Genomic DNA, 23,127 nt, shown 5'->3' on the forward strand with positions numbered 1-23,127 from the left:
ACCTGATCCCATTCCGAACTCAGAAGTGAAACGCAGCTGCGACGATGGTAGTGTGGCATTCGCCATGCGAGAGTAGTACACCGCCAGGCTCCCAATTCAATAAAACAGCCCCTCTCGAAAGAGCAGGGGCTTTTTTATTGGTTGAGATTTGGCGGTGCACTGCTCGAGCAGGGCGACCCCATGCGACAAAAACGTCCGGAACGTTTTTGGACAGCTTCAGCTGGCCGCGTAGCGGCGAACCCCAGGGATGGGGTGAGCAATGTAGTACACCGCCGATACCCACGCCGCGTACCATCCATGGCACGCCTTGCCGGCTCGGCCGTCCCGGGGCCTCGCTTTCGACGCTGAAATAGCTCCATGTCTTCGCTATTTCCGGGCGCGTCTCAACCACAGCGCGTCGCTGGTGGCATTGCGAAACACTTCCCTGTGTTTCGCCCTTCGGGCCTGCCTGCGGCAGTCCCAATTCGTTCCTGACGAAATTGTCGCCATGCGAGAGTAGTACAGTGATGCCGGTCTTTCGATAAGCCAAACTGTTGGCTTGTCGCCGGCAGAACGCCCCGAGCTCTGTGAGGGGCATAAATGCTCCCAATAAAGCCAAAAAGCCCACTCAATCGAGTGGGCTTTTTGCTTTATCTTCCCAAAAAACTATCCCAATCTTTCCATACAGGTTGTAAGCCTTGATGCGTAAGCGCTGTTGCAACCTGTTTTGGTGAACGGGTATCGTCAATGCTGAACTGTTCTAAATTATCCGGATCGACACTGTAGCCACCGGGCTGAGTTTTAGAACCAGCACTGATGCTGGTTATTGCTAACGGGATAACATGCTGGCGGAATAAAGCAGACTCACGGGTCGATAAACTGATTTCAAGCTCAGGGGCAAATAGCCGAAAAGCACAGATTAGCTGGATCAGTTCCTGATCACTAATAGGGTAAGCGACATTGCTGCCACCACTGCAGGGGCGGATCCTCGGTACTGATAAACTAAAACGACTTTGCCAATACTGTTTTTGCAGATACATAAGATGCTGCGCCAGTAAAATAGCATCGGTACGCCAGTCGGTCAGGCCCAGTAAAATGCCGAGGCCGATTTTATCAATACCGGCTTGGCCCACTCTGTCGGGTGCATCCAGCCGCCAGCTGATATCTGATTTTTTGCCTTTTAAATGATACTGCTGATAAGCCGTAGCATTATAGGTTTCCTGATACAGCATTACGGCATCGACACCCAGGGTTTTCAGCTGCTGGTATTCAGCCGTCGTCAGCGGTTGTACTTCAAGCTGAATACTGCTGAAGTGGCGTCTTATTACCGGTAGCACCCGACAAAAGTATTCAATACCTACTTTTCGTTCGTGCTCGCCGGTTACCAGCAACACCTGATCGATACCCAGTGCCTTTATTGCCAGGCATTCCTGCTCTATTTCCGCTAAATTTAAGGTGCGACGTTTTACTTGCTGGCTCATTGAAAAACCGCAGTAGCTACATTCGTTAGCACATAAATTTGATAAATACAGCGGTGCAAAAAATTGCACCGTATACCCAAAGCGTTGCCGGGTAAGTTGCTGCGCCTTAGTCGCTATCTGCGGCAGCAATAACAGTGCTGCAGGCGAGAGCAGCGCTTGTAAATCTGTTAAAGTCAGCCGGTCTCTAGTTAACGCCGAGTGCACCTGACTGACAGAAAAATTACGGCTTTGCAGTTGCAGGCTCTGCCAGTGTTGTGGTTGCCAGTGCTCGCTGAAACTCATTGCTTTTTTCATTACCCGGGCCTCATAGCTCTGCCAGAAAGTCGGTGAGTGGGCTGGAGCCCACAGCCTGTTGCGCAGTTGAGACTAGACCAGCCAGATAAGCACGGCGACCGGCTCTGACTGTATCAGCAAAGGCCGCGGCCATTTCCACCGGATCTGGGCTACTGGCAATGGCCGTATTGACCAGCACTGCCGCGGCACCCAGCTCCATGGCGGCAGCCGCATGGGAGGGTGCACCAAGACCTGCGTCAATAATGACCGGAACCTGAGCCTGTTCAATAATGATCTCAAGCATGGCGCGGGTTTGTAAGCCCTGATTTGAGCCGATAGCAGCACCGAGCGGCATTACTGCGGCACAACCGGCTTGCTCCAGTCGTTTACACAGTACCGGATCGGCACTGCAGTAAGGCAGGACGACAAAACCCAGTTTAACCAGTTGCTCTGCTGCCTGCAGCGTTTCTATCGGATCTGGCATCAGATAGCGTGGATCGGGATGAATTTCCAGTTTAAGCCAGTTAGTTTGCAGCGCCTCACGCGCCAGCTCTGCGGCAAAAATTGCTTCTCTGGCCGTTTTAGCACCGGATGTATTGGGCAATAGCTGAATATCCATATTGCGCAACGGTGTCAGTAAGTCATCCTGGGGCTTATTCAGTTCCAGCCGTTTAATTGCCAGGGTAACCAGCTGGCAGTTGCTGGCTTTAACAGCCTGTTGCATCAGCTGGCTACTTGCGAATTTACCACTACCGAGCAGCAGCCGGCTATTAAACGTTTTCTCAGCAATCTGTAACATGTCAGCCTCCGGTAACTATCTGGAAAAGTTGCACGTTGTCATTACTTTGCAGCTGATGCTCTGGCCAGCAGCGCTTGCTGATCACATTATTATTAATAGCTACCGCCAGACCTTCGCTTGTCAGCTGTTGCTGCTGTAGTAGCTCACTAATGGAGCAGTTAGTGCTAAGTTGCAGCAGCTGATCATTGAGCAGAATATGCATAGCAGGACTCCAGACTGGATTGGTTAAATTGACGGCTCAGTTCGCTGAATGCGCACTCAGGATTAGGATCTTTAGTTATTGCTGAGATCACCGCTACCCCGTCAACGCCACAATTAACCACGGCCTTCAGCCTGTGCATATCAATGCCACCAATGGCTACCGTTGGTGTATCGCGGCATAGTGCTGCATAGTGGCTAAGGCGCTTTAGCCCCTGTGGCTTTGATGGCATCTGTTTGGTTTGGGTTGCAAAAATATGACCCAGCGCAATATAGGAAGGGTTAAGTTGCCTTGCCCGCAACAGTTCAAGATAGCTGTGGCTGGAAATGCCAATTCGAAGGCCAGCTTGTGCTATGGCATTAAGGTCGGCCTGTTCGAGATCTTCCTGGCCAAGATGTACCCCATATGCCGCGTGTTTAATTGCCAGCTGCCAATGATCATTGATAAATAGCCGCAGATTATAAGTGTGGCTAAGCTGCACTGCCTCGGCAATCTGTTGTTCAATTTCATTTCCAGTGCCCTGTTTAAGGCGCAGCTGAATCACATCGGGTTTTAGTGGCAATAACCGTTTTAGCCATTGCACACTGTCAACAACCGGATACAAACCGATGGGCGTATCCATGCTGGCAAAGCCTGTATATCGGTGCTGCTGTGGCTGTTTATCGCTATGTTCTGGCCAGTACAGCGTCGGAAAATAACGATACTCTGCCGGCCAGCCGTGATGTTGCAGGCAGCCCGCACCTTTACCAGTCGGATAACCGCGTTTAAGCGCTTGTTGCAAGTAGGCTGTAGCGATAATAACCGCATCATGCAGGGGGTAATCCTGAGCGCAAGCCGCAGCAATAGCTGCGGATAACACACAGCCGGTACCATGGGTATGAGGTGTTATTATTCTCTGGTGTTTAAGCTCGAAATAATTGTCTTTTTCAAACAACTGATCGGTAACCACATCGTCGTCAATACTGTGGCCACCTTTTACCAATACAGCTGTCGCGCCATGCTGTAACAGCTGCGTTACCTGAGGTGCAACGGGGGCATCCGGCATGCCGGACAGTAGGGCTAATTCCGGCAGGTTAGGGGTAATAAGGTCCAGCAGCGGCAGCAAGTTGCGCCAGCTATTAATTAGCGGGCCGCTGGCAAAGTTATGGCCGCTACTGGTGCTTAGTACCGGATCGGCAATAACCCTGAACGAGTGGCGGGGTTTATTTTGTTCCAGCCATTGTTGTAGCAGCTGCAATAACTGCTCATCCGGGATCAGACCCATTTTAATGGCAGCAGGCGGCATATCGCTGAGCAGACAATCAAGCTGAGATTGCAGCAGCGCCGGACTGACAGCTTCTATAACATTGAATGTCATACTATTTTGGGCGCTAACCCCAGCGACAGCACTGCAGCCATGGCAGTCAAGGGCGGTAAAGGTCAGTAAGTCTGCCTGAATACCGGCGCCGCCGCCACTGTCTGAGCTGGCAATGCTCCAGACCACGGGTTTGCTTGCGACAGGTTGTTCAGACATCACTTAATGCCTCATTTGCTACCTTTTGCTGCTGCACTTGCTGATTTAGCCGCATAGAGCAAAACTTAGGGCCGCACATCGAACAAAACTGTTCGCTGTCTGCTCCTTCATGACTCAGCGTTTCATCGTGATAAGCTTTGGCAGTGAAGGGGTCGAGCGCCAGATTATATTGATCCTGCCAGCGGAATTCATAGCGGGCTTTCGACAAGGCGTTATCGCGCTGCTGCGCCGCAGGGTGACCTTTAGCCAGATCAGCGGCATGAGCAGCAATTTTGTAAGCAATAAGCCCTTGTTTTACATCCTCTTTATTTGGCAGGCCTAAATGCTCTTTTGGCGTAACATAACAGAGCATGGCACAACCAAACCAGCCAATCATTGCTGCGCCAATACCAGAAGTAATATGATCATAACCTGGAGCAATATCGGTAGTCAGCGGGCCAAGCGTATAGAACGGTGCTTCGTGACAGTGCTTTAACTGCTCGGTCATATTTTCCTGAATTAGCTGCATCGGCACATGGCCGGGCCCTTCAATCATTACCTGGACATCATAACACCAGGCAATTTTGGTCAGCTCTCCCAGGGTTCGCAGCTCGGCAAATTGCGCGTCATCATTGGCATCAGCGATGCTGCCAGGGCGTAAACCATCACCCAGCGACAACGAAATGTCATAGGCGGCACATAATTTACAGATATCTTCAAAATGCTGATACAGGAAGCTCTCCTGATTATAAATCCGGGTCCACTGCGCCATAATGGCGCCGCCGCGTGAGACAATACCGGTAACGCGATTGGCGGTTAAGGCGATGAAATCCTTTAATACACCGGCATGAATAGTAAAGTAGTCAACGCCTTGTTCGGCCTGTTCAAGCAGCGTGTCGTAAAATACCTGCCAGTTGAGTTTACTGACATCTCCATTTACTTTTTCCAGCGCCTGATATATCGGTACAGTGCCAATAGGCACCGGAGAGTTGCGTAAGATCCAGTCGCGGGTTTGATGAATACGCCGGCCAGTGGATAAGTCCATTACCGTATCGGCACCCCAGCGGGTCGCCCATACCAGTTTTTCGACTTCTTCTTCAATGCTGGAACTGACCGACGAGTTACCGATATTGGCATTAACTTTTACTTTAAAATTCCGACCAATAATCATTGGCTCGGCTTCCGGATGATTAATATTGGCCGGAATAATGGCGCGCCCGGCAGCCACTTCCTGCCTGACAAATTCTGCAGTAATTTTTTTGGGGATAGCAGCGCCAAAGCTTTCACCAGCGTGGCTGCGAATGCCATCCTCTGCTGCCATGTTTTCTCTGAGCGCAATAAAATGCATTTCAGGGGTAATAATACCTTGTCGGGCGTAATGCAGTTGGGTGACGGTTTTACCGGGTTTTGCCTGCAGAGGCTGGTGCTCAAATTCAGTAATTTGTTCATCCAGCGCAATGTCAGCGAAAGGGGGCAGCGGTGAGTGCATAGTATCGGCCCGGTCCATAATCCAGTTCAGCCGCAGTTTGGGCAGACCTTTTAAGACATCTAATGGTTGGGTCGGATCGCCGTAAGGGCCTGAGGTGTCATAAACCGGCAACGGGGCGTTGGGCGTCGTTGTGCCATCTGGCAAACGACTGGGTGTTAAATGGATATCTCTTACCGGCACCTGCACCTTGCTGTTGTTGCATTGCAGGTAACGGCGGGTTGAGCCTGGAAAGGTTTCGCCCTGTAGCGCCTGAATATAAGCGCGGGCATGGGCACGTAAATCACGTTTAGATAAAGTAGTAACAGACATAGCAAACTCCGGTTAACAAGTTGAGGTTGCTTGTCCGGAGTGGGGGCAGCTGATAACAGCAGCTAAACCGCCAGGCGGATTGGTGCCGTTTGTTATGTACTGTATTTCCCCTTGTTTCCCTTCGCAGGTATTAGCCTGATCAGGTTCAACGGATCCCGTTTTCACGGTCTCAGCCCGCTGTAAACAGCTGGGCACTCCGACAAGTAGTGGTAGAGTATAAAGATAGGTTATTGAAATTGAAAGGCCAATATTAATACCAGCAAGCTGTTACTAGTCGGAGTTGTTAGTCAGGGGGATGTGCTTTATGTTGAAAGCGTAACCCTGTGTTACGACTTGGAGCATAATAAAAAGGAAATAAAATGAGAGATGTATTGTTTTTTGATTCAATGCTAACCCCGAAGATTATTACTTTCGTCTATTGGTTATTGTTGTTAGCGGTCTTAGTCAGTGGTATCGGCTCAATATTCGGTTACGGTGGTTTCTGGTCCGGGCTGGGTATTTTAATATTTGGCAGTATAGGTGTGCGGATTTGGTGTGAATTATTAATCGTACTGTTTAAAATTCATGAAAACCTGAAAAAACTGGCCGACAAAGAATAAACCAAAACACCGGTGCTTTACCGGTGTTTTTTCTTTAATCTCAGCCATCGTTACAAGCTTTGCACATATAAATACAACGCTTTTAAAATTTTCATTTTCTGCTCATCGCTGGCATGTTCATGAGCCAGGTTCTCCAGTGCCAGACTGAAGTCTTCCATCGTCAGATTTGGATTGTCGAGGCCATGCATCAGTTTATCAGTACGGTAACGCTGCCATTTTTGCTGCTCTGGGTCCGTTAAGCTTTGCGGATAATTCCGTGCCCGGTATAAAAACAGTAAGCTGTTCAACCGCTCATCGCTGAACAGCGGTGGGTTAATGGCTAATTGCTCTGCTGACAACTGATGTAACTGCTGCATTTTTTGTTTATCGGAATCACCGATAAAGCCACTGTACAGCTGATAATCCGGATTTGTTTCACTAGGGTAGTCAGTGGTTTGCTGATAAAGCGTAACTACTTTTTGCTGCAACTGCCGGTGTTGTTTAAACCATTCCAGATGGTTGAGGCAACGTGCCCGGTCAATTCCCAGTTCAGCAGCGCGCTCAACACTAAGCGTTTTTGCATTAGCCAGTACCGGGCATTTATTTAAATGAATCAATTTTAAGCCAAGCCGCTCTTCCCCTTCAGCCAGATCGGCAGTCCGGGTATACAGTTTGCTTTGCAGCGTATCAATATCATCTGCCAGCAGCGGGCCAGGATCTTGTTGCAGGTTATAACAGATAACCGCATTTTTGTTGGTCGGGTGAAATGCCAGCGGCACTATCCAGCTGACACAACCAGAACTGGCCGGGAATTTAGATGATACATGCACCAGCGGAGTCAGCCCGGCGACATCAATCAGTTCGGCTGCTTTGGCTTTTTTTCGAAGCTCAAACAAATAGCTGAATAATTTCGGTTGTTTGTCTTTAATCAGTCTGGCAATGGCGATAGTGGCATAAACGTCTGATAACGCATCATGCGCCTGGTCATGGGCGAGATCATTGGCTTTAGTTAAATGTTCGAGCTTGAAGCTGGGGCTGCCGTCTTCCCGCATAGGCCAGTTGATACCGTCAGGGCGCAGGGCATAGCAAGCCCGTACGATATCAATTAAATCCCAGCGGCTGTTGCCCTGTTGCCATTCACGGCCATAAGGTTCAAAAAAATTGCGGTATAAGCTGTAACGCGTAACTTCATCATCAAACCGCAAGCTGTTGTACCCAAGGACACAGCTGCCTGGCTCGCTGAAACGGCTCAGAATACGCTGCATAAACTCGGTTTCGGTTAGTCCTTTTTTGTTACATAGTTGCGGGGTTAAGCCGGTGATTAATGCCGCTTGCGGATGAGGCAGATAGTCATTGGCCAGCTGACAGTACCAGACATCCGGCTCGCCGATAACGTTCAGCTCAAGATCGGTTCTGATACCGGCAAACTGTGCGGGACGATCGCGTTTTGGATCGGCGCCCCAGGTTTCATAGTCGTGAAAATAGAAAGAATGTGGTTGCGACATAATGTAATTCTGAGCTTAAAACAGCTGGGGTCGTTCAGGAATGGCTTGGATCATAACACTGCTATCGGCCAGGCGCGCTACTTTTCATCGTTATTGACTAAGCTTTCCAGGGCAGAGCCCGGATCCTCTTCGCCGCAAACCGAGTAATCCTCCGGGCTGGCTGCTTCTGCATCACGGTGAGAGAGCGGCTGATGTTGCTGTTTTGCCGCGGCTTTGGCGCCGGATTTGCTGCTCTGCGAGCTGTTGTTTTTGCCCGTCATAAACTTAACTTTGCTGATAAAACGTATTTGAAGTATAGATAATGGCTGCTACAACGCAATAACGCTTCAACTGGAATGCTAATTCGCTAACCGGCATTAGCAACGCGGCTCAATGCACTGATTTTATTCTGGTAACGTTGTTTATCCTCAGTGGTTTTCGCAACACGCCTGGATTTGTCAAGATAATACATGGCTTTGTCGTGGTTATTTAAATCGAAGTAACTTCTGGCCAGGCCAAACAGCGCCTCATGCATCCTGGCATTAATAGCAAGTGATTGCTGGAAAAATCCAATTGCTGCGTCCGGGTTGTGCCGTTTTACCGCTTCATTGCCTAACATCAGATAATACCAGGGATTAGTTTGACGTTTTCTATGCACCCGTTGTTCGAGCTCAGCAGCGGCAGAATTATTTCCCTGAAAACGATACAGCACGGCCAGATTTGCAAGGGTGTTTGCTGAAGAAGGATCTAACGCCAGACTGTGATGATAAACCTGCTCTGCCAGTAGCAATAAATTTTGCTGACGGTAAAGCACACCCAAGTTTGACCAGGTTAATGCGAAACTCGGATCAATAGCTATGGCGGCGCGGTAATAGCGATAGGTTTGGGCGTAATTTTTCTGTGCAAAGCTTTCAGCAGCCTTGTTATTGTAAAACATGGCAGCAACCCGCGCAGGCGTAATGGTTTCTGCAGCAAAACGTTGCCTTATCACGTTCGGGTCAAAATCAACAATAATATCGTTTCCAAGTTGCACTACACCTGTTATGTAATCCAGTCGGTTGCTTTGCCGGAGTTTTACGTTAACGTGACCACTTAACCAGGTTTGATTATTTTGGCTGCTCCAGTATTCCGGAATTTTAATATCCTGAAAAGCGGCATCGATTCCGATTTCTCTGGCAATACTGTAGGTGAGAATCGATAAGCTTAAGCAGTTTGCCTGGCGTTGTGCCAGTGTTTCTTTAACCGTTCTGGTTTGTAGCAGGTCGTAATTAAAGTTATCGCCGGTATGTGCCAGAATGTAATGCAGGATGGCCGTGCTGCGTTCTGTTATTCCGCTGTGCGCGGCCAGTATCGTTTTTAACTCTTTTTTGGTTTGCTGCGGTAAACCAAATATCTCATTGACGGTTTCAACCGGATACGATTGGCCGTTAAATAATGACTCCTCAACTAAAAGCGCCTGTGGCTTGCTAAGCACCCATTGCGATGGCATATGCTGGCAAGAAGCCAGCGTCAACAGGGTTAGAACAACGGCAGGATAAACTGTGCTTTTCATTTTAATGCACCGATAATTACCTGACTAAATTATAGACCAGCTTACTGAACAAGCAGTGTGACAGAAGCCTGAAGGTTTTTCTGTGGCCAGTAAGCTTTACAGCAGGTTGTGATCTGAAAATAAATCCAGTACAACTAACATATTTATAATTAAGAGGAAAACCGATGAAAAGATTATTGATCCTGGCTATACCGCTTTGCTTGTCGGCCAGCGTGATGGCAGCGCAAGCACCAGTTGGCATTGTGATCCATGGTGGTGCAGGCACGATTGACCGCAGCAAGATGACAGATGAGCAGCGCCAGAATTATGAAGCTACCCTGACAAAAGCAGTAAATCAGGGTTATGAATTACTGGCCGCCGGTGGCAGCAGCCTCGATGCAGTTGCGCTGGCAGTGACCGTGCTGGAAGACTCGCCGCTGTTTAATGCCGGCAAAGGGGCGGTTTATACCTGGGATGAAACCCATGAACTGGATGCTGCCATCATGACCGGCCAGGATCGCAATGCCGGTGCTGTTGCCAGTGTAACCAATGTTAAAAACCCTATTTTGCTGGCCCGTGCCGTGATGGAAAAGTCAGACCACGTCATGTTAACCGGCAAGGGTGCTGAGCAATTTGCTGCCGCGCAACAACTGGAGTTGGTTGATAACAGTTATTTTAATACTGAATTTCGCTTTGAGGCGTTAAAGCGGGCCAAGCAAGCGCAACAACCGGTACCCCATCAGGCGCTGATAACCCCGGATCCAAACTGGAAAATGGGTACTGTCGGCGCAGTTGCTATAGACAGTCAAGGTAATCTGGCCGCGGCAACGTCAACCGGCGGTATGACAGCCAAGCGTTGGGGCCGGGTGGGCGACGTACCGGTAATTGGTGCAGGAACCTTTGCTGATAACAGTAGCTGTGCAGTATCAGGAACCGGTCATGGCGAGTATTTTATTCGTTATAACGTTGCCTCTGATATTTGTACCAGAGTTAAATATCAGGGAAAAACAGCTGCTGTGGCAGCGGATAATGTGATTGCTGAGTTGCTTGAGGCCGGCGGCACTGGTGGCGTAATAGTGGTAGATAATAAAGGCGAACTTAGCTGGGCATTTAATACACCGGGTATGTACCGGGCTAAACGAAACCATGAGGGTACCGTAGTGGAAATTTTCAGTAAAGCGGGTGAAAAAACAGGCAAGTAAACCAAGCTTAGCTAAACTTAAGCAGGATAAGCTGTTGCAGTTTCTGTGTTTGGAGGGATAGATGGATTTACTAAAAGTTGCTGATTATATGCATCGTCATCCGGTTACTTTCACGGTAGACATGCCGGTAGAGATGGCAGTTGATCGGCTGATAAAAGGCCGGCAAACCGGTGGGCCGGTGGTCGATGCGATCAATAAAATTGTCGGTTTTGTCTCAGAGCAGGATTGTCTGGCCCGAATGCTAATGTCAACGTATCACGACCAGCAGGCCGCCCGGGTTGCTGATGTGATGAATACCGAGGTATTAACGGTAAAACCTTACGATGGTGTGATTGATTTAGCACAAACGATGCTGAAAATAAAACCCAAGTTATACCCGGTTGTTGATGATGATGGCTATCTGCTGGGTATTATTACTCGCTCAGATGTATTAGCCGCAATCGACAAAGAGCTGCATTCGCACTACCGGCGCGTTGTTTAACGCTAGACCTTACCCCTGCTAGCTTGGTAGCATGACGCCCTCTGATTGCTGAGGGTGTTATTTTGTCTGTTGAGCCTGTAGTAAGTGCTGCACTTTTATATTCTAAACTAACTGATTGTCTGTTGCAGGATCAGTTCCGGCTGCGCCGCCGGCTGAGTCAGTCTAAAAAAATCACCGCGCCAGCCGCTCAGCTACAACAGCTGCAGAAAATTGCCGCAGATATTTCGCGCTCAGTCGCGCTGCGTGACATCCGTAAGGCTGCTGTTCCTACCATCAACTATCCGATGGAATTGCCGGTCGCCGCAAAAAAGGATGATATTAAAGCCGCTATTGCCGCCAATCAGGTGGTGATCATTGCCGGCGAAACCGGCTCTGGTAAAACCACTCAAATTCCGAAAATCTGTCTGGAGCTGGGTCGCGGTGTCGCTGGCACCATAGGGCACACTCAGCCACGACGCTTGGCGGCGCGTAGCGTTGCTGATCGGATAGCTGAGGAGTTAGCTTGTCAGCCCGGGCAGCAGGTCGGTTATAAAATTCGCTTTGGCGATCACACAACCAGTCAGACGCTGGTAAAGCTGATGACTGACGGCGTATTGCTGGCAGAAATGCAGCAGGACCGGTTTTTAAACCAATACGACACCATTATTATTGATGAAGCTCACGAGCGTAGTCTGAATATCGATTTCCTGTTGGGTTATTTAAAGCAGCTGTTACCAAAACGACCAGACTTAAAACTGATTATTACCTCAGCAACGATTGATCCGCAGCGTTTTTCCCGCCACTTTTTCGATGCGCCGGTAATTGAAGTGTCCGGTCGCACCTTTCCGGTTGAAACCCGTTACCGGCCATATACCGAGCAGGATGATAAAGATACTGATCAGCTGCAGGGCATTTTTGATGCCGTAGAAGAATTGTACCGGGAACCGCGCGGTGACATTCTGATCTTTTTAAATGGTGAGCGGGAGATCAGAGATACCGCTGACGCCCTGGAAAAGCTGAAACTGCCGCATACCGAAGTACTGCCGCTGTATGCCAGGTTAAGTGCCGCTGAGCAAAACCGGATATTTCAAAGCCACGCCGGCAGACGAATTGTGCTGGCAACAAACGTTGCTGAAACCTCGTTAACTGTGCCGGGTATTCGCTATGTTATTGATCCCGGTACTGCCAGGCTGTCCCGTTACAGCTACCGCTCAAAAGTACAGCAGTTGCCAATAGAAGCAATCAGTCAGGCCAGTGCCAATCAGCGTAAAGGCCGCTGTGGTCGGGTCGCTGCCGGTATTTGTATCCGGTTGTACAGTGAAGAGGATTTTACTGGCCGGCCCGAGTTTACCGATCCGGAAATTCTGCGTACCAATTTAGCCTCGGTCATTATGCAAATGCTGGCGCTGGGCCTGGGTGATATTGATGCTTTTCCGTTTTTACAGCGGCCGGACAGTCGTTTTGTCAACGATGGTATTAAGTTGCTGGAAGAGCTCGGTGCGATAGAACCACAGCGGGGCCGGCAAAAATTAAGTTTAACTGTGCTGGGTAAACAGCTGGCCAGATTACCTATAGATCCGCGGCTCGCCCGGATGGTTGTAGCAGCCGGCAGCAATGGCGCGTTAAATGAAGTGCTGGTGGTCGTGGCGGCGTTGTCTATTCAGGACCCGCGTGAGCGGCCGCTGGATAAACAGCAAAAAGCAGATGAGAGCCATGCCCGCTTTGCGGATACCGACTCTGATTTCAGCAGTTGGTTAAAACTCTGGGCCTACCTGCAGCAACAGCAGCAGGAGCTTAGCAATAATCAGTTTCGCCGCTTGTGCCGTCAGGAATTTTTAAATTACCTGCGGGTTAGAGAATGGCAGGACTTAGTCAGTCAGTTAAGCCAGCTGGCAAAAGAGCAGGGCATGACATTTAATACTGGTACGGCTGATTATCAGCAGCTGCACAGCGCTTTACTGACTGGCTTATTGGGGCAGGTTGGCTTTAAAGATACCGAAGCCGACTATCTTGGTCCGCGCCAGACCCGGTTTTACGCTTTTCCCGGCAGTCACTTATTTAAACGTAAACCGAAATGGGTGGTTGCGGCTGAATGGGTTGAAACCAGCAAGTTGTATGCGCGCAGTTTGGCGAAAATTGAACCTGAATGGATTGAGCCGCTGGCGGCCCATTTAGTCACTCGTAGTTACAGCGAGCCGCACTGGGAAAAGAAACGTGGTGCTGTGGTGGCTTATGAGCAGGTGTCGCTGTATGGTCTGGTTATAGTGCCCAAACGCGCCGTGCTGTATAGCAAAATTGATGAAGTGGTCAGCCATCAGATTTTTATCCGCGAGGCGCTGGTTAATCAGGAGCTGGGCAGCAATGAGGCATTTTTAAGCCATAACCAGCGGCTGATTGACGGTGTGACGGCGCTCGAAGAAAAGTCCCGGCGGCGGGATATCCTGGTTGATGAAGAGACGCTGGCAGCGTTTTATGCCGAAAAAGTTCCGGTCTGGGCCAATAACCGGATAGATTTTGCCAAGTGGTGGAAAAAGCAGCGCACCAGTCAGCCCGACTTTTTAAATTTTGACCCGGACAGCCTGCTAAACCGTGATGCCAGTGATATCACGGCAGATAAGTTTCCGGAAAGCTGGCATCAGGGTAATTTAACCCTGCCACTGCAGTATCATTTTGCCCCTGGCGAGCCGGATGACGGTGTCAGTGTGATTATTCCGCTGGCCTTGCTGAATCAAATTGATGATAGCGGTTTTGACTGGTTAATTCCGGCGCTGCGGCATGAGTTGCTCGTGGCGTTAATTAAGTCGTTGCCAAAGCAATACCGGCGCAACTTTGTACCGGCGCCCAATTACGCTGATGCATTGCTACAGCTTATTGCCCCGGAGCAGGGTAAGTTACTTGAGGTGATAAGCCAGCGCTTAAAGCGTATGTCTGGTGTCAGCATACCCGACGATGCCTGGGATTTAGCCAGCTTGCCTGCTCACTTAATCATGAATTTTAAAGTGGTTGATGAAAAAGGTAATACGTTACAACAGGGCCGCTCCCTTACCTTGTTAAAACAAGGTTTGCAGGGCGAAGTACAACAAAGCCTCAGTCAGGTAGCCGAGCAGGGCATAGAGCAAGCCGCGTTGACAGACTGGAGTTTTGGCAAATTACCACGGGAATATGTAAAAATTCAGGCAGGTTATGAAATTAAAGCGTTCCCGGCGCTGGTAGACGAAAAAGATTCGGTGGCAATAAAGCTGCTGGACAATCCGCAGCAGGCCATGCAGACCACCAGACTGGGGTTACGCCGCTTATTATTACTGAACGTGCCATCACCGGTAAAATATCTGCAGGAGTCATTACCGAATAAAGCGAAATTAGGGCTTTATTTTAACCCGTTTGGCCGGGTACTTGAGCTGATCGATGATTGCATTGCTGCCGGGGTGGATGCACTTATTGCGCAGCATGATATACCAGAGACGACTGCAGATTTCGCTGCGTTGCGGGATAGAGTCAGAGCCGAACTGGGTGACACTGTGGTAGCGATAGCATTGCAGGTTGAACAGATTTTAACCCTGGCTCATGATATTCAGAAAAGGTTAAAAGGAAAAGTTGACCTGGCCCATATTCAGTCTCAGGGCGATATCAAGCAGCAGTTAGCTGAGTTAATTTTTAAAGGCTTTGTCAGTCGTCATGGTGCTGGCAAACTCGCGGATGTACTGCGTTATTTGCAGGCTATGCAAAAAAGACTGGAAAAACTGCTGGTCGATCCGCAGCGCGACCGTTTATTGATGCATGAATATCAGAAAGCAGCCGATGCATACGATAATTTATTGGGGAAGTTTGCTGGTGCCCCCGTTTTGCCGCAGCAGGTAAGCGCGATTTACTGGATGTTGCAGGAGTTGAAGGTATCACTACATGCCCAGCAGCTTGGTACACCATACCCTATTTCAGTAAAACGGGTACTGCATGCGGTGGCAGAAGTTAAGACAGCGTAGTTAACCGCCTGATTAGGCAGTCCTGACCAGCTGTATGGTACTTTACACGCTGGCGGGAAAGTTCTATAACTAACACAGAAGTAATAACAGGGGAAAGTTATGTTAACCAAGGGCGATGGACGGCATTATTTCAGAATGATGGTAAATGCTGATGTACAGTTGCTACTGAATGATCCTGAAGCAGGCCGGATGATAGATGGTATTTGTCGTGACTTAAGTGCGTCGGGCATGTCGGTAGATATTGATGAACCACTGGAGATGGGCACCTTAATAAAAGTACGACTGGAATCAAATAATGCCAGTATTCCGCCACTCGATGCCACGGCAAAAGTAGTGCGTTGTACCCAGGAAAGCGAAGAGGGCTATCAGATTGGCCTGGCATTTATGGAATTAAACTAACCCGCCTGCTAAAGCAGGTATTCCGTGCTGATTAGCAGCGCTTCGCCTGTTTACCGAAGCGCTAGGCTATTTTGGATAACCGCTAGGCTATCTGGCAGATCAGACCTTTAAGATAATGCCCTTCCGGAAAAGTGCTCAATACCGGATGATCACTGTCCTGCTGTAACCTTTTTAGAAACAGACACTGGCGTTTCGCATCAAGTGCAGCGTCTGCCACTATTTTCTGAAATAAACTGTCTTCCATTAAACCTGAACAGGAAAAGGTAAACAGCAAACCGCCTGGTTTCACCAACTGCATCGCAACCATATTGATATCTTTATAGCCGCGACAAGCGCCAGCCAGTTGCGATTTATTGTCAGCAAATTTTGGCGGGTCCAGGATCACCATATCAAATTGCCGGCCTTGCTCGCGGTAATGGCGCAACAGTTTAAAGACATCTGCTTTTTCCTGAGTCAGGGCGCTCAAGTCCAGTTTATTTAAGCCGGCATTGCGCTCTGCTGTGGCCAGGGCTAACTCAGACAAGTCAACATTGGTGACATGACTGGCACCGCCCTGCAACGCTGCCACGGCAAAGGTGCCGGTGTAACTAAAGCAATTTAATACGGTTTTGCCCTCAGCATAGCGCTTAACGGCCTGTCGGCTTGCCCGCTGATCCAGATAGAAGCCGGTTTTATGGCCGTTTACCACGTCGACCAGTAACGCCATACCGTGTTCCTGAATGACCACTTCAGCACTGTCACGCGGCAGGTGTAACCAGCCGGTGGTGGGTTCTAATCCTTCTTTTTTACGTACATCGACATCAGAGCGCTCATAAATGCTGTGCTCAGGGAATAGTTTAATCAATGCGCTGAGCAAGGGTTTACGGCTGGCCTCTGCGCCGGCAGACAATAGCTGACATACCAAGACATCAGCATATTTGTCGATAGTAATCCCCGGCAGGCCGTCTGACTCGCCGGCTATCAGCCGTACCGCATTGGTGGTGGCCTGGTCAAACAAACTTTGCCTTAACTGCCAGGCCTGGGCTAAACGGGCATAGAAAAATGCTTCATCAATAAGCTGGTTCTGGTCAAAACTCCATACCCGGGCTCTGATCTGCGAGCGGGGCGAATAGGCAGCGGTGGCCAGCCAATCTCCTTTGCTGCTTAATACATCGACAAGATCGCCGCTATTCGGGGTACTGATAACCTGACTTATCGCGTTAGAAAAAATCCATGGATGCTGCCGCTTCAGCGCTTTCTCCCGGCCCGGGGCTAGAATAATGGCTGGACTTGCAGTTTGCTTACTCATACGCTTGGTTACACTGTGCTAGACTAAAAGCCGCATTTTAGAGAAGCTGGCAGCAAAGCTAAAGCAAAACCTGCCAGTTAGTAATAATTAGGGTGTATATGGCAAATGTTCCGTCTCAAATGCGGGTTATTACTGTGCTGCAACCCGGTAAAAACAGTAGCCTGCACATTGACAGGAGGCCTGTGCCGCAGCCAGCGCCCGGCCAGTTGCTGCTTAAAGTCCAGGCGGCCGGGGTAAACCGGGCAGATTTAATGCAGCGCCAGGGACATTATCCGCCGCCCCCCGGCGAAAGTGATATTCTGGGGCTGGAAGTAGCAGGTATTGTGGTGCAGGTAGGGGCCAAAGCTGATGAGCACTGGCTTGGTAAAGCGGTATTTGGCATCGTTGCAGGGGGTGGCTATGCGGAATATGCGCTGTTGCACAGCGGCCATGCTATTAACAAACCTGATTGCTGGAGCTGGCAGCAAGCCGGCGGGGCTGCTGAAACCTTTTTAACCGCGTATCAGTTACTTTTCGCTCTGGGCGGTTTAACCGCCGGCCAGCGGGTGCTGCTGCATGCCGGGGCCAGTGGTGTTGGCACCAGTGCGCTGCAACTGGCAACCCTTAGCGGCGCAAAAGTTGCGGTGACTGTTGGCCGGGCTGATAAAGCAGAAGCCTGTCGCAAACTGGGTGCACAGCTGGCAATAAATTATCGCAATAGTCAATTTGCCGAGGAGTTGGCTGCACATTGGCCGTCTGGCGCGGATATTATTCTCGATCCGGTTGCAGGGAGTTATCTGCAAAACAATATTGCCATATTGGCGGAAGATGGCATTATTGTCATTTATGCGCTGATGGGGGGGCGACTGGTCGACAAATTTGATTTAGCACCTCTGTTTAAAAAACGTGGCAAGCTGGTGTGCAGCACGTTACGCAACAGAACTAACCAGTATAAAGCAGAGCTGACCAGCCGGTTTACCCAGGCATTTGGACAGCCGATGGCTGACAACAGATTCGCGCCGGTACTCAATGAGAGTTTTAACTGGGAACATGCCCAACAAGCCCATAATGTAATGATAAATAACAATAACATTGGTAAATTAGTACTTGAATTCTGACCCCTGCTACTTGTTGCTGATGACTATTCCTGCCATTTGAGATAAACAAGGATAAATACGAACCATGCCAATTGGAAATGTCGGTAAATCCAATTTCACTAAAGCGGTTAAAGCTCTGCTCAATCGTATTTATGACGATACTGTGGTCGCTGACTCATTATTTGAGCAGGCTGCACTCTGGTTTAGCCAGTCTGCTGAACGTGAACAACAACGGGCAGAACGGGAACAACAGGTCTTTTTATTCAAAAATCGTCAGGCGCAGGCAAGTAAGGGAGATCAGGCTCTGATTGAGCGGAACCTGCAACAGGCGCAAAGCGAGCAGGAACGGTTTAATCAGCAGCAGCAACTGGAGCAACAAAGCCGATACGAATCATTGCGGCTGTTATGTGCAGACATTCTGGCGCTGTCTGAAAGTGACTCTTTTGCAGAGACCAACCTGCAGACCGCCAAAATACTGGGTACCATTCAACTGATGTCACCAACGGCGGGCAAAAATGTCGCGCCGTCTAATCAGAAAAGTAAGCATCTGTACAAAGCGTTGCTGAGTTTACGGTTACTGGACCGGCTGTTACTGGACGGTAATATCAGCCACCCCTATATTTTGAATCGTTATCAGGCAAGTGCAGATACTGCCGCGGAAGAACCGTATCAGCCCTTTCGGGATGATGTGCAAATTCCGCTGCTGATGGCAGCGCTGCTGCAGGATATCGGTAGTTGTCATCCGGACGCGCAGCGCATATTAAAAGGCCCTGACGGTGATCTTGATGAATTCCGGGTGCTTGAAAATGATGAAAGGACAGAGCTGTTAAAAATCAGCTACCGGGAAAGTCTGAACTTTATGGTGCAGGCCATTGGCATTGGCACATATCAGGGTAACTCGAAACAAGAGCGCGACTGGTATCTGCAAAATGAACGCGAAAAACAGGCTTTTACAGTTTTTTTGCTGAAAAATGCGATTAAGCCTGAACATGGCGTAGGCAACTTATTAAAAATCCCGCAGATTTATACCTCAGTGGTGTTATCCACTAAGGCTAACTACAGCTATGATATGCTGCCGAAAGTGGGCCTGGTGCTGGAAAAAGGGGTCGAGAAAGGGGTTTACAGTGCGGTAGCGGTGGCCGGCTTACTTCAAATTACCGGTGTTTTTCCGCAGGGTTTTGGCGTTACCTATATCCCCAAAGATTCTGATCGACAGGATCTGGATCGTTATGAATATGCGATTGTCACCAGCCTGTATCCTGAAAATCCACGGATGCCGGTGTGCCGGATGGTAACCCGTAATCTGACCTATAACGTCTCTGCACAGGGCTGCGTGGTCAGCGTTGAAAATAATTTATATTATCCACAGGCCCGCAAAAAGCTGGAGCGGATCAGTGAAGAGCGTCTGCTGGAGATTTTAAGCAAGCTGGTGTCCAATTTTGAAGAGCGCAAGAGTATGGCTTTGTTGCCAAAGTGCTGGCATCCGGAAGAGTATTTTTCGTACTCCAAAAACCAGAATTTATGGAATAAAGCAGTTATAAACCAGAATTAGCGGTTAGTCTGCTTTTGTTGGCGTATCCGTCTGCTCCGTCATGGACAAACTATCAGCATCAGCCTGTTCAGGCTCTGTCTGGGCAACCGTTGTCTCAGCAGCAATTACTGTATCCGGTTCAGTGTTAATCTCATCCCGCATTTGCTGTTGCACCAGCTCTTCATTAACCCGTGGGTCAAGCGCTGCGGCCAGCGGTGACGATACTAAATCACCTGACGCCACCTGATAGTCGGAAGAGTGCTGTTGCGATAACATTCTTTTCGCCATTTTCTGAGTGTAATTGACCCGTTGCAGCCGGATAAACAGAATCAAACAGACCAGTGCCATATAGCCATACAACATGCTGTTACCAAGTAACTGCATCAGGCCCGAGGCAATTAACGGGCCTATCGTGGCGCCAATACCAAAGGTCAGTAAAATTGTCGCAGATAACGCGACTCTTTCATCAGGTTCAATATGCTGATTGGCCAATGCGGTGGCCAGCGGGTACAGCGTAAAAGCCAGAATACCAAAACAGAAGGTTAATCCTATTAACAACGGGCCGCTAACGGGTAAAAATGCCATACTCAGGACGATTAGCCCCAACAGGGCGCTGTTCGTCCGCAACAGCCGGCTGCGCGGTATTTTGTCAGACAGTTTACCCATTGGCCACTGTGCCAGTAAACCCGCCAGAATGGTAGCTGACATAAACACAGCAATTTCTTTGGTCGATAACCCGGAACCAGCGGCAAAGGCCGGCGCCAGACCATAGAATGACCCTGAAATACCGCCGGCCATTAAAATGGTCGTCAGTGATTGCGGTACCTGACGCCAGAACGGCAGAATTTTCAGCGGCGCCGGATGCAGCGGTGCAGGGTGGATCCGTTTGGTCAGGGCTATAGGGACAATGCAAAGCGCATAACAAATGCCAACCAGCAGCAAAGGCTGTAAGCCCAGCTCCGGGAAAAACGATAATACCGTCTGACCGCCGACCATCCCCACGTAAGACACAATCATATAGCTGGCAAATACGGTGCCGCGCTGATTGGTTTCAGCCTGCTCGTTTAACCAGCTTTCCAACACCATGTACTGGCACATCATGCCGGTGCCCACCAGTAAGCGCAGCGCTATCCAGATCTGCAGATCATCGGTTAAGGCGTGGCCGAGTGCAGATGCTGTTACCATACCGGCACTGGCAACAAAAGTACGGATATGGCCAACGCGGCCAATCAGTTTATGGCCCAGTTTAGAGCCAACCACCAGGCCAAGATAATAAGCGGACATCATGCCGCCAATCCACAGTTGCTCAACGCCATCGGCGGCCAGCGATAACCCCAGATAGGTGGTTAACAGGCCGGCGCCCAATACCATAATCAGCGTGGTGGCAAATAACGATGAGAAACTGCGAAAAGGACTCAGCATCAGCTTATTTTACCCGCATTCCCGGCATAGCACCGTCATCCGGACTTAAGATAAATAACTCACTGCCACCAGGCCCTGCCGCCAGAACCATACCTTCTGACAGACCAAAGCGCATTTTACGCGGTGCCAGATTGGCCACCATAACGGTGCTGCGCCCGACAAGATCTTCAGGTTTATATGCAGCCTTAATACCGGCAAATACCTGACGGCTTTCGCCATTGCCAATATCCAGTTGCAGTTGCACCAGCTTATCAGCACCTTCCACTGCACTGGCACTTACGATTTTTGCTACCCGTAGATCGATTTTGGCGAAATCTTCAATACTGATGGTGTCACTGATTGGCTCGCGTTCAGTCGCTGCCGGTTTGGCACTGGCTTTGGCGTGTTCAGCCGGCGCAGGGATCTGGCTTTGCGCTGTTGCCTGCAGGTTATCGGTTGAGGCTTCAACCATGGCAGCGACTTTCAGTGGGTCGACCCGTTGCATCAATGCTTTAAACGGGTTAATGGCGTGATTAAGTAGCGGCTGCTGATAATTCTGCCAGCTGAGCTCAGTATTTAAAAAAGCTTCAACCTCGCCGGCCATTACCGGCAATACCGGTTTTAAATAGTGCATCAATACCCGGAATAAATTCAGACCCATGGAGCACACATCATGCGCTTCCTGCTGACGGGCTTCATCTTTAACCAGCACCCAGGGGGCTTTGTTATCAATGTACTGATTAGCTCTGTCTGCCAGCGCCATGATATCGCGTATGGCCCGGGCAAATTCTCGCTTCTCAAAACTATCAGCAATGCTGTCACCGGCTGCGACAAAATCCTGCAGCAGGGCGGGTTCAGCCACTTCAGCAGCAAGTTTGCCATCAAAGCGTTTACTGATAAAACCGGCACAGCGGCTGGCAATATTGACAACCTTGCCAACCAAATCGGCATTCACTTTCTGGGTGAAATCATCCAGGTTTAAATCGAGATCGGTAATACCGGAGGTCAGTTTTGAGGCAAAGTAATAACGCAGGTATTCCGGATTCAGATTATCCAGATAGGTGCGGGCTTTAATAAAGGTACCGCGCGACTTTGACATTTTGGCGCCATTAACGGTAACAAAGCCATGAGCATACACCGCATTCGGCTTTCTAAAGCCGGCACCTTCGAGCATAGCGGGCCAGAACAGGCTGTGAAAATAAATAATGTCTTTACCGATAAAGTGATACACCTCAGCGCTGGAGTCTGGCTGCCAGAAGCTGTCAAAATCGATATTATTGGTATCACAATAGTTTTTAAAGCTGGCCAGATAGCCTATCGGGGCATCCAGCCAGACATAGAAAAACTTACCGGGTGCGCCGGGTATTTCAAAGCCGAAATAAGGTGCATCGCGGCTGATGTCCCACATCTGCAGGCCATCAGTAAACCACTCCTGCAGTTTATTGGCCATTTCCTCCTGCAACGCGCCGCTGCGGGTCCAGTCCTGCAGCATCTGGCTGAACGCCGGTAAGTCGAAAAAGTAATGCTCAGAGTCTTTTAACACTGGCGTGGCACCTGAGACCACAGAGCGCGGGTTTTTGACATCAGTCGGGCTATAGGTGGCGCCGCAGACATCACAGCTGTCGCCATTCTGATCCAGCGCGCCACATTTGGGGCAATCACCTTTGACAAAACGATCCGGCAGAAACATGTTTTTCTGCGGATCATATAACTGGCTGATGGTTTTACGTTTGATATGGCCGGCGTCGTCCAGACGCTGGTAAATCAGGCTGGCAAACTCCCGGTTTTCATCACTATGGGTGGAATAGTAGTTATCAAAACCTATAGCAAAGCCGGCAAAATCGGCTTCATGCTCTATTTTAGTCTGAGCAATCATTTGCTCCGGTGAAATACCCTGTTGCTGGGCTTTTAGCATGATCGGAGTGCCATGCGCATCATCGGCACAAACATAATAACATTCATGGCCGCGGGCCTTCTGAAAGCGGGACCAGATATCAGTCTGAATATATTCAAGCAGATGGCCCAGATGGATTGGGCCGTTGGCATAGGGTAAAGCGCTGGTGATTAATATTTTCCGTTGCGACATCTGGGGGACTCTTTGCATAAATACCTGAAAAAAAGTTGCTTAATGATACAATAGCCAGCATAAAATCGCATCCGCCAAAGCCCTGCCGGG

General features: G+C 49.5%; 18 protein-coding genes, 1 rRNA gene and 1 riboswitch. Of the genes, 8 read left to right on the plus strand and 11 right to left on the minus strand.

The annotated features are described in order from the left end of the window. Window positions 1–89: ribosomal RNA gene (gene rrf, locus R3187_RS08560) — 5S ribosomal RNA — on the plus strand; the annotation flags it as partial. A gap of 540 nt (window positions 90–629) precedes the next feature. Here rrf and thiH read toward each other — a convergent pair. The 5 genes from thiH to thiC are packed head-to-tail and all read right to left on the minus strand — an operon-like array spanning window position 630 to window position 6,021. Next, window positions 630–1,754 (minus strand): 2-iminoacetate synthase ThiH, encoded by a 1,125-nt coding sequence (gene thiH, locus R3187_RS08565; protein WP_318966327.1) that lies wholly within the window; start codon window positions 1,752–1,754, stop codon window positions 630–632. Window positions 1,755–1,764: 10 nt separating this feature from the next. Then, entirely contained in the window at window positions 1,765–2,532 is a 768-nt protein-coding gene (locus R3187_RS08570; protein ID WP_318966328.1) for a thiazole synthase, read from the minus strand. A gap of 1 nt (window position 2,533) precedes the next feature. Further along, complete coding sequence (thiS, locus tag R3187_RS08575; RefSeq protein ID WP_318966329.1) at window positions 2,534–2,734, minus strand: sulfur carrier protein ThiS; 201 nt, start codon at window positions 2,732–2,734, stop codon at window positions 2,534–2,536. After that, complete coding sequence (gene thiE, locus R3187_RS08580) at window positions 2,715–4,244, minus strand: thiamine phosphate synthase (RefSeq protein WP_318966330.1); 1,530 nt, start codon at window positions 4,242–4,244, stop codon at window positions 2,715–2,717. The genes thiS and thiE overlap by 20 nt, the downstream gene beginning before the upstream one ends. Further along, the gene (thiC, locus tag R3187_RS08585; protein WP_318966331.1) at window positions 4,237–6,021 is read right to left on the minus strand and encodes a phosphomethylpyrimidine synthase ThiC; all 1,785 of its coding nucleotides are present in this window, start codon (window positions 6,019–6,021) and stop codon (window positions 4,237–4,239) included. Before thiC ends, thiE begins: the two co-directional genes overlap by 8 nt. A 98-nt stretch (window positions 6,022–6,119) precedes the next feature. Further along, a riboswitch (TPP riboswitch) is annotated at window positions 6,120–6,230 on the minus strand. Window positions 6,231–6,380: 150 nt separating this feature from the next. Here thiC and R3187_RS08590 point away from each other — a divergent pair. Beyond that, window positions 6,381–6,620, plus strand: a complete 240-nt coding sequence (locus R3187_RS08590) for a DUF4282 domain-containing protein (RefSeq protein ID WP_217669748.1) — start codon at window positions 6,381–6,383, stop codon at window positions 6,618–6,620. A 50-nt stretch (window positions 6,621–6,670) separates the two neighbouring features. On the opposite strand, the gene sbcB is transcribed toward R3187_RS08590, so the two are convergent. From sbcB to R3187_RS08605, 3 genes are all read right to left on the minus strand, one after another. Further along, a complete protein-coding gene (gene sbcB / locus R3187_RS08595; RefSeq protein ID WP_318966332.1) occupies window positions 6,671–8,104 on the minus strand; it encodes an exodeoxyribonuclease I in 1,434 nt (477 codons plus the stop codon). Between the two features lie 77 nt (window positions 8,105–8,181). Beyond that, window positions 8,182–8,364 carry a hypothetical protein gene (locus tag R3187_RS08600; RefSeq protein WP_318966333.1) on the minus strand — a complete coding sequence of 61 codons (183 nt, stop codon included), beginning with the start codon at window positions 8,362–8,364 and terminating at the stop codon, window positions 8,182–8,184. Window positions 8,365–8,450: 86 nt separating this feature from the next. Further along, on the minus strand, window positions 8,451–9,635 hold the full coding sequence (locus tag R3187_RS08605; RefSeq protein WP_318966334.1) for a tetratricopeptide repeat protein: 1,185 nt from the start codon (window positions 9,633–9,635) through the stop codon (window positions 8,451–8,453). Between the two features lie 164 nt (window positions 9,636–9,799). Between R3187_RS08605 and R3187_RS08610 the strand changes: the two genes are divergently transcribed. From R3187_RS08610 to R3187_RS08625, 4 genes are all read left to right on the plus strand, one after another. Beyond that, complete coding sequence (locus R3187_RS08610) at window positions 9,800–10,816, plus strand: isoaspartyl peptidase/L-asparaginase (RefSeq protein WP_318966335.1); 1,017 nt, start codon at window positions 9,800–9,802, stop codon at window positions 10,814–10,816. A gap of 61 nt (window positions 10,817–10,877) precedes the next feature. Beyond that, window positions 10,878–11,297 carry a CBS domain-containing protein gene (locus R3187_RS08615; protein WP_318966336.1) on the plus strand — a complete coding sequence of 140 codons (420 nt, stop codon included), beginning with the start codon at window positions 10,878–10,880 and terminating at the stop codon, window positions 11,295–11,297. Between the two features lie 62 nt (window positions 11,298–11,359). Then, window positions 11,360–15,256, plus strand: coding sequence for an ATP-dependent RNA helicase HrpA (gene hrpA, locus R3187_RS08620; RefSeq protein WP_318966337.1), 3,897 nt, complete (start codon window positions 11,360–11,362; stop codon window positions 15,254–15,256). 99 nt (window positions 15,257–15,355) lie between these two features. Next, complete coding sequence (locus R3187_RS08625; RefSeq protein ID WP_318966338.1) at window positions 15,356–15,655, plus strand: PilZ domain-containing protein; 300 nt, start codon at window positions 15,356–15,358, stop codon at window positions 15,653–15,655. Window positions 15,656–15,737: 82 nt separating this feature from the next. Here R3187_RS08625 and R3187_RS08630 read toward each other — a convergent pair whose 3' ends face one another. Next, on the minus strand, window positions 15,738–16,943 hold the full coding sequence (locus R3187_RS08630; protein WP_318966339.1) for a class I SAM-dependent rRNA methyltransferase: 1,206 nt from the start codon (window positions 16,941–16,943) through the stop codon (window positions 15,738–15,740). Window positions 16,944–17,062: 119 nt separating this feature from the next. Here R3187_RS08630 and R3187_RS08635 point away from each other — a divergent pair, with 119 nt between their 5' ends. Further along, the gene (locus tag R3187_RS08635; RefSeq protein WP_318966784.1) at window positions 17,063–18,040 is read left to right on the plus strand and encodes an NAD(P)H-quinone oxidoreductase; all 978 of its coding nucleotides are present in this window, start codon (window positions 17,063–17,065) and stop codon (window positions 18,038–18,040) included. 64 nt (window positions 18,041–18,104) lie between these two features. Beyond that, window positions 18,105–19,571, plus strand: coding sequence for a hypothetical protein (locus R3187_RS08640; protein WP_318966340.1), 1,467 nt, complete (start codon window positions 18,105–18,107; stop codon window positions 19,569–19,571). 3 nt (window positions 19,572–19,574) lie between these two features. On the opposite strand, the gene R3187_RS08645 is transcribed toward R3187_RS08640, so the two are convergent. After that, window positions 19,575–20,972: an MFS transporter gene (locus R3187_RS08645; RefSeq protein WP_318966341.1), complete on the minus strand. Its 1,398-nt coding sequence runs from the start codon at window positions 20,970–20,972 to the stop codon at window positions 19,575–19,577. A gap of 4 nt (window positions 20,973–20,976) precedes the next feature. Further along, window positions 20,977–23,037 carry a methionine--tRNA ligase gene (gene metG, locus R3187_RS08650; protein ID WP_318966342.1) on the minus strand — a complete coding sequence of 687 codons (2,061 nt, stop codon included), beginning with the start codon at window positions 23,035–23,037 and terminating at the stop codon, window positions 20,977–20,979. Window positions 23,038–23,127 lie beyond the last annotated feature (90 nt).

It is taken from the genome of Arsukibacterium sp. (assembly GCF_033721375.1).
Taxonomy (GTDB): domain Bacteria; phylum Pseudomonadota; class Gammaproteobacteria; order Enterobacterales; family Alteromonadaceae; genus Alishewanella.